Raw genomic sequence first — 3,155 nt, 5'->3', positions numbered from 1 at the left:
CGGCCGGCACCTCGACGCTGCGCGCCAGCGCCGCGGCGGCCAGGGCGTCGAGCACGCCGACGGGTCCGGGCACCGGTATCGATTCGACCGGCAACAGCGTCAGGTCGTCGGCGAAGGCGTGGTCGATCAGCTGGCCGTCGCGCACGCCGAGCTCCCCGGCGGCCGGCTCGCCCAACCGAAAACCGACCCGCACCGGCGCCTGCGCGGTTGTCAGCAGCGCCGCGGCCCGGCGGTCATCCAGCCCGACCACCGCCACCCGGCCGTCGAGCACCCGCGCTTTGGCCGCGGCGTAGTCGGCCAGGGTGCCGTGCCAGTCGAGGTGGTCTTCGGCGATGTTGAGCACCGCGCCGCCCTCGGGCCGCAGCGAGGGCGCCCAGTGCAACTGGAAGCTGGACAACTCGACGGCCAGCAGCTCGGCGGGTTCGCCGAGTACGTCGAGCACCGGGCTGCCGATGTTGCCGCACAACAGGCTTCGCCGGCCCGCGGCGGTCAGCATGGCGTGCAGCATCGACGTGGTCGTCGTCTTGCCGTTCGTCCCGGTCACCACCAGCCAGCGGTGCGGCGGTCCATAGTGACCCGCGGCGTCCAGCCGCCAGGCCAGCTCCACGTCGCCCCACACGGGCACGCCCGCCACCGACGCGGCGCGAAGCAGCGGCGTGGCCGGCGAGAAGCCCGGACTGGTCACCACCAGGGCGTAGCGCGAAATCTGTTCGGCGGCCGTCGACGTCGGCGCCGTCGCCACGCCGGCATCGGCATAACCACGCAAGGTGGCCGGGTCGTCGTCGCACAGGGTCGGCACCGCGGCGAGTCGGGTCAGCGCCGCCAGCACCGCCTTGCCCGTCACCCCGCCGCCGGCCACCAGCACCGATGCGCCCGGTGCCAGGGGATCAAGACCACTCATCAGGCACCGATCGCGGCCAGCCACTCACCGTAGAAAAGGGCCACACCCAGGCCGCAGGCGATCGCGGTGAGCAACCAGAAACGGATGATGACCGTGGTCTCGGCCCAGCCGGCCAATTCGAAGTGGTGGTGGAAGGGCGCCATCCGGAACACCCGGCGCCCGGTGGTGCGAAAAGTCAAGATTTGCAACACAACTGAGCTGACCTCGGCGACGAACAGTGAACCCAGCACCACGGCGAGGATCTCGGTGCGGCTGGTGACCGAGATGCCCGCGATGATGCCGCCCAATGCCAGCGATCCGGTGTCACCCATGAAAATCTTGGCGGGCGCGGCGTTCCACCACAAAAAGCCGATGCAGGCGCCCGCGGTGGCGGCGGCGACGATCGCCAGGTCCAGCGGATCGCGCACGTTGTAGCAGCCCAGCCCGGGCGCGGTGACGCACGCGTTGCGGTACTGCCAGAACGTGATCAGCACGTAGGCCGCGGTGACCATTGCCATGCTGCCGGCGGCGAGGCCGTCCAGGCCGTCGGTGAAGTTGACCGCGTTGGACCAGGCGCTGACGACGACCACGCAGAACAACACGAACAGTGCCGGAGCCAGCGCGACGGTGGCGATCTCCCGCACGTAGGACAGGTCCGCGCTGGCCGGTGTGAGGCCGTTGGCGTTGCGGAACTGCAGCACCAGCACACCGAACAGCACCGCCGCGGTGACCTGCCCGACCATCTTGGCGGTCTTGTTCAGCCCGAGATTGCGCGACCTGCGGATCTTGATCACGTCATCGAGAAAGCCGACGCCGCCGAGCACGGTGGCCAGGCTGAGCACCAGCAGACCCGACGCGGAGACGCCCTCGCCGTCGAAGGCCAGTCCGGCCAGGTGTGTCCCCAGATAACCGGCCCAGATGCCGGCCACGATCGCCACGCCGCCCATCGACGGCGTGCCGCGTTTGGCGTGGTGGGTCGGGGGGCCGTCGTCGCGGGTGTGGTGGCCGAATCCCTGCCTGGTGAACAACCGGATCAGCGCCGGGGTCAACAGGATCGACACGGTCAGCGCGACGGCGACGGCGATGAGGATCTGTCTCATGGGCGGGTCCCGCCGTCTGCGGCCGCTGAGTCTTCTGCTGGTGACGACCCGCTTCGCCCGGCTTCGCCGCCCTCGCGATCGTCACGGGCCAGCGCGTCGGCCAGCGCGCCCAGGCCGGCCGCGTTGGAGGCTTTGACGAGGACGACGTCGCCGGGCTGCACCTCGGCCCGCAACAATGCCAGGGCGGCGTCGCGGTCTGCCACGTTGACGGCCCCCTTATCGGCCGAGCCCCACGAACCCTCCATGACCGCTCCGTGGTGCATGGCGCTCATCGACCTCCCACTTCCCACGACAACGAGTCGAGACACATCTAAGCGCACGGCCAGCCGGCCGATGCGATCATGCTCGGCTATCGCGTCCTCACCGAGTTCGGCCATCTCGCCGAGCACTGCCCAGCTGCGCCGCGGTTGCGTGCCCGATTCGCCACCGCCGTGGGCGATCCAGGCCAGGGCCTGCAGCCCGGCTCGCATGGAATCGGGGTTGGCGTTGTAGGCGTCGTCGATCACGGTGACGCCGTCGGCGCGGGTGGTGACCTGCATCCGGTGCCGCGACACCGGGCCGGCGCCGGCGAGCGCGGTCGCCACCTGTTCGATGTCGGCGCCGCATTCCAGCGCGACCGCGGCGGCACACAGGGCGTTGCCGACCTGGTGATCGCCGTAGACGCCGAGGCGCACCTGCGCCTGCTTGGTCCCGGCGGCGTCGCGGTGATGCAGCGCGAAGCACGGCCTGGCCAACTCGTCGAGCGACACCGGCCCGGCCCACAGCTGGCTGGGGCCCGCGTCGGTGTTCTCGGCGCGGCTGACCCGAACCACCCGGGCCGCGGTCACGTCGGCCATTGCCGCCACCGCCGGGTCGTCGACGTTGAGGATCACCGCCCCGGAGATTGGAACAGATTGCGGCAGTTCGGATTTCGTTTGTGCGATGACGTCACGCGAGCCGAACTCGCCCAGGTGCGCGGTGCCGACGTTGAGGACCACCCCGATCGCCGGCGGGGCGATGTCGGCCAGCGCCGCGATATTGCCGGGGTGGCGCGCCGACATCTCGAGGACCAGGTAGTCGGTGTCCGGCGTCGCGCGCAGCACCGTCCACGGATGTCCCAGCTCGTTGTTGAACGACCCGGGCGGGGCCACGACCTCGCCCAGCGGGTCCAGCACGGCGGCCACCAGATCCTTGGT

At 70.7% G+C, this 3,155-nt stretch carries 3 protein-coding genes; all 3 read right to left on the bottom strand.

Annotated elements, in window-relative coordinates; genetic code table 11:
- Positions 1–901 (bottom strand): UDP-N-acetylmuramoyl-L-alanine--D-glutamate ligase (gene murD, locus Q0W90_RS23930; protein ID WP_297777101.1); only part of this gene is annotated, 901 nt, incomplete at its 3' end.
- Positions 901–1,980 carry a phospho-N-acetylmuramoyl-pentapeptide-transferase gene (mraY, locus tag Q0W90_RS23925; protein ID WP_297592837.1) on the bottom strand — a complete coding sequence of 360 codons (1,080 nt, stop codon included), beginning with the start codon at positions 1,978–1,980 and terminating at the stop codon, positions 901–903. The genes mraY and murD, both read right to left, overlap by 1 nt.
- Positions 1,977–3,155: UDP-N-acetylmuramoyl-tripeptide--D-alanyl-D-alanine ligase (gene murF, locus Q0W90_RS23920; RefSeq protein WP_297777099.1), on the bottom strand; the 1,179-nt coding region annotated here is incomplete at its 5' end. The genes mraY and murF, both read right to left, overlap by 4 nt.

The sequence above is a fragment of the Mycobacterium sp. genome (assembly GCF_025933915.1).
Lineage (GTDB): Bacteria > Actinomycetota > Actinomycetes > Mycobacteriales > Mycobacteriaceae > Mycobacterium.
This window is presented reverse-complemented; position numbering and strand designations above follow the sequence as displayed.